The sequence below is a fragment of the Mesorhizobium sp. CNPSo 4670 genome, assembly GCF_057784235.1.
Genome location: NZ_JBWJFQ010000052.1, coordinates 1 through 4,495, shown reverse-complemented (window position 1 = coordinate 4,495; position 4,495 = coordinate 1). Strand labels below are relative to the sequence as shown.

General features: G+C 66.2%; 4 protein-coding genes. All 4 read left to right on the top strand.

Translation table 11 applies throughout. The features are described 5' to 3' along the window. On the top strand, nucleotides 1–761 hold a 761-nt coding region (locus AC0ZT5_RS34920; protein ID WP_488500133.1), incomplete at its 5' end, for a GlxA family transcriptional regulator. A gap of 337 nt (nucleotides 762–1,098) precedes the next feature. Then, a complete protein-coding gene (locus AC0ZT5_RS34915; RefSeq protein WP_488500132.1) occupies nucleotides 1,099–2,403 on the top strand; it encodes a M24 family metallopeptidase in 1,305 nt (434 codons plus the stop codon). A 397-nt stretch (nucleotides 2,404–2,800) separates the two neighbouring features. Further along, complete coding sequence (locus AC0ZT5_RS34910; RefSeq protein ID WP_488500131.1) at nucleotides 2,801–3,481, top strand: isochorismatase family protein; 681 nt, start codon at nucleotides 2,801–2,803, stop codon at nucleotides 3,479–3,481. A gap of 25 nt (nucleotides 3,482–3,506) precedes the next feature. Further along, nucleotides 3,507–4,451: an alpha/beta hydrolase gene (locus AC0ZT5_RS34905; RefSeq protein ID WP_488500130.1), complete on the top strand. Its 945-nt coding sequence runs from the start codon at nucleotides 3,507–3,509 to the stop codon at nucleotides 4,449–4,451. Nucleotides 4,452–4,495: the final 44 nt, after the last annotated feature.

The window sequence follows — 4,495 nt, the reverse complement described above, 5'->3', positions numbered from 1 at the left end:
GCTTTTATGCCGAGGATGCACCCAAGGTCGACCGCATCGTCGTCTGCTCGGGCGGCGATGCCGATCACCTCGTCGCCGAGGACGCAGCGACCTGGATTCGCAAAAGCCTGCGCAACGGCGCTCATATCGGCGCGGTGGCGGACGCCGCGTTCTTTCTGGCGCGCGCGGGCCTGCTCGACGGCCATGCCTGCACCTTGCACTGGACAAGCCAGGCCGCTTTCACCGAGGCGTTTCCCAACATTGAGCTGAGGCGCGACCTCTATGTCATCGACCGCAAGCGTTTCACTTCGGCCGGCGGCGTCGGCAGCCTCGACATGATGCTGGAAATCATCACCCGCGACTATGGCGCCGAGCTTGCCGCCGGCGTCGCCGAATGGTTCGTGCACAGCCAGCTGCGCTCCAGCATCGACCGCAAGATGATGCCGCTGCGCCTGCGCACTGGCGTCCAGAACGAGCTGGTGCTGTCGGCCATCGCCATCATGGAGGACGCGGTCGAGGAGCGCCTCGGCATGGCCGAGCTCACCGCCAGGCTCGGCGTGTCGTCCGACAAACTCGAACGCTCCTTTCGCTCCGAACTCGCCATCTCGCCCAATGGTTATTACCGGCGCCTGCGCCTGAAGCGCGCGGCCGACCTTTTGGCGCATTCGACGCTTGCCGTGCGCGACGTGGCACTGGCCTGCGGCTTCGCCTCGATGTCGAGCTTTGCTCGGGCGTTTCGCGAGGAGCACGGGCATCCGCCGAAGCTGGCGCGGCGGCATTAGAGGCGCCAGGTGCGCGACGCCGAGTTCCGTCCCACCCCCCTCTGTCCTGCCGGACATCTCCCCCGCAAGGGGGGAGATCGGATGTCACTTCCGGTTTCGCCAATCTCGAATGTTGCAAGGTGAGCGGCGACACCAAAACTGCCAATCTCCCCCCTTGCGGGGGAGATGTCCGGCAGGACAGAGGGGGGTGCTGTCCCGCCAGCGCCCCGCACCACCCGCCAGCGCCCCGCACTACCTGCCAGCGGCATCCCGCATAACCCACGCGGTTTCCCGCACAATCGTTCCGCCGCTCATGCGCCATGGTCAACCCTTGCAACCCAGCCAAGGCCGCACACCCATGAGCATCGTCGTTTTCGACCCCGATAGCACTGAGGACGTCGACTTCAAGGATCGCATGCGCCACCCGGCCGCCTCCGATCCGGCCGGCGGCATGTGGCTGTCCGACACCGAGCCGTCCTTCATCGATGCCGACGCCCTGCGCAAGGGCCGGCTCGCAAAACTGCGCGGCTGGATGCGCGAGGCCGGCTATGGCGGCGTCGTGCTGTTCGACCCTTACAACCAGCGCTACGCCACCGGCTCGCGCAACATGTTCGGCTATTTCCTGCGCAACTCGACCCGCTATTTCTTCATCCCCACCGTCGGGCCGATCGTGCTGTTCGAATACCCGCAGAGCTATCATGTCTCGATGGTGCTCGACACGATCGACGAGGCGCGGCCGTCCAAGCTGGTCTGGTCGTCGGTGTCAGGCCGCGACGACGAGACCGCCGGTCCCTTCGCCGACGAAATTGCCGAGCTTTTGAAACAGCATGGCGGCGGCTCGATGAAGCTCGGCCTCGATCGCTGCAGCCATCTGCAGGCCCTCGCGCTCGAAAAGCGCGGCTGCGAGGTCCGGGATTGCCAGGGCGAAATCCTCGCCGTGCGCGCGGTCAAGACGCCCGAGGAAGTGAAATGCCTGCAGGTGTCGATGGCCGGCGCCGAGGCCGCGGTCTATGCGGTGCGCGAGGCGATCAAGCCCGGCGTTTCGGAAAACGACCTGTTCGCCATCATGTATGGCGAGGTCATCCGCCAGGGCGGCGAGTTCATCGAGACCCGGCTTCTCACCTCCGGCCAGCGCACAAATCCGTGGTTCAACGAGGCCAGCGGCCGCAAGATCCGGCCCGGCGAATTGTTGGCGCTCGATACCGACACCATCGGCTGCTACGGCTATTATTCCGACTTCTCCCGCACCTTCCGCTGCGGGCCGGGCAAGCCGACGCCCTACCAGAAATCGCTCTACCGCATGGCGCACGACCAGGTTCAGCACAACATCGGGATCGTCAAGCCCGGCATGGCCTTCCGCGAGATTGCTGAAAAGGCCTGGAAAATCCCCGACCGTTTCGTCGACCAGCGCTATACTTCGGTCATGCACGGCGTCGGCATGCATGGCGAAACGCCATTCATTGCCCACGCCATGGACTACGAGACCTATGGCCGCGACGGCCATATCGTGCCAGGCATGGTGGTGAGCGTGGAAAGCTATATCGGCGAGAAGGGCGGCCGCGAGGGCGTCAAGCTGGAGGACGAGATCCTGATCACCGACACCGGCACCGAACTCCTGTCGCGTTTTCCCTACGAGGATGAGTTTTTGGAGAAGCAGGTTTGACATCCCTCGTCATCCTAGGGCGGAGCAAGGAGCGCAGCGACGCGGCGCAGACCCTAGGATCCATGCCGCGACCTAAGCGCGCCGCAACGGTCCAAGTTCAGCTCCGCTGCATTCCTCGGCCGATTTCACGGCATGGATACTCGGGTCTGCGCGTCCGCTTTGCTCCCGCTCCGCCGGTGGATGACGAAGGCACCGCCATGCCGCGACTTCCGAGCGCTGCCACGGTGCTGATCTGCATCGCTGCACCCGTCGATCAACGACACGGCATGGATCCTCCGGTCTGCGCGTCCGCTTCGCTCCCGCTCCGCCCGTGGATGACGAAGTCGGGGACGGTTCGGCCAACCCCCAACGGTGATAGCCCGCTGAGGACGACTGTGTCGCCTCTTGGAGGCGCAGCATGAAAACCCCCATCTCCCTCAAGCGCGGCGCGGTGGCCGCGGTCTTCATCGACCTGCAGGAAGAGCACCGGCAGGACCAGCGCTATCTGGTCGAGGGCTATGGCGACATCCTCGCCAACGTTCAGCGCCTGCAGGCGGCGGCGCGGCAACACCATGTGCCGCTCTACCACTGGGCCTACATCGTCGATCTCGACAAGCAGGATCGCCCGTTTCACCCGCTCGGTGCCGATGGCAAGTCGGCCTTTTCCGACAAGAGCGACCCGCTGACCGAAATCTGCCACGAGGTCGCGCCCGCCAAGGGCGAGGCCCTGCTGGTCAAGGCCGAGGCGAGCGCCTTCCGCACCGGCCCGGCGGCCCGCGACCTCAAATCGGTCGGCATCGAATGGCTGGTCGTTGCCGGCGTCTGGACCGAGGCCTGCATCGACGCCACCGTGAAGGATGCCGTCGCCAAGGGCTTTCGGGTGTTGCTGGTCAAGGATGCCTGCGGCAGCGGCAGCGCGGCCATGCACCAGACCGGCATCCTCAACCTTGCCAACCGGCTCTATGGTGGCGCCGTTACCGACACCGACGGCGCCTGCCGGCTGCTGGCTGGCGAAAGCGTCACCGCCTGGCGGGTCGAGGGCTCGGTGCCGCTGCGCTTCACATTTGAAAACGCGGCAGATCTTTACAGCGAGCTTTGATGTGTCTTTGCCGGCAAAGACGGACATGACCAGCCGCGGCAAATACGAAACCCGGCTCGACCCGGCTTTGTGGGCCTATATCGACGCGGTCAACGCCTGGTATCCGCCCGAGATCATCGGCCTGCCGGTCGACAAGCAGCGCGCGGTCTACGACAGGATGTGCCGGGCCTTCCACCAGGGCCGCCCGCCGGGGGTCAAGGCCAGCGACGGCCTGATTGCCGCCGCCGGCCGCGATATCCCGGTCCGCCGCTACCAGCTTGCCGGCAGGGCGGCGCCGGCGATGGTGGTCTATTTTCATGGCGGCGGCTTCATCCTCGGCGGGCTCGAAAGCCATGACGACATCTGCGCCGACATCTGCGCCGGCACCGGCTTCGACGTGCTGTCGGTCGACTACCGGCTGGCGCCGGAGCATGTCCACCCCGCCGCCTTCGACGATGCCGTGACAGCTTTCGAATGGGCGGCGGCGGCCACCGGCCTGCCGCTCGTGCTGTGCGGCGAAAGCGCCGGCGGCAACCTCGCCGCGGCGGTGGCGCAGGCGACGCGCCGCCACGCCGCAATCGGCCAGGTGCTGATCTATCCCGAGCTCGGCGGCGACGAGAACACCCGCTCCTATATCGAGCACGCCGACGCGCCGCTGCTGTCGCTGCACGACATCGCCTTCTACCGCGACGTCCGCTCGACCAAGGCGCAATCATCAGACGATCCGACCTTCTCGCCCTTGCGCGGCCGCGATTTCTCAGGCCTGCCGCCAACGGTGATCGTATCAGCCGAATGCGACCCGCTGTCGTCGGATGGCGAGACCTACCGCGACCGCATTGTCGCCGCCGGCGGCAAGGCTTTCTGGCACGAGGAGCCCCGCCTCGTGCACAGCTTCCTGCGCGCCCGCACCACCGTGCCGGCTGCGGCGGAAGCGTTTGCGCGGATCATCGCGGCGGTTGCGGCGCTGGGCCGGGGTGAGTGGCCGTATTGAGGGCATTGCCGCTTCGCGGCCACCGTATTCCGTCGATGGGGAGA

Bases quoted from the DNA above. Each gene is read 5' to 3' on its own strand.
- AC0ZT5_RS34910 (WP_488500131.1), top strand. From the start codon at position 2,801: ATGAAAACCCCCATCTCCCTCAAGCGCGGCGCGGTGGCCGCGGTCTTC.
- AC0ZT5_RS34915 (WP_488500132.1), top strand. From the start codon at position 1,099: ATGAGCATCGTCGTTTTCGACCCCGATAGCACTGAGGACGTCGACTTC.
- AC0ZT5_RS34905 (WP_488500130.1), top strand. From the start codon at position 3,507: ATGACCAGCCGCGGCAAATACGAAACCCGGCTCGACCCGGCTTTGTGG.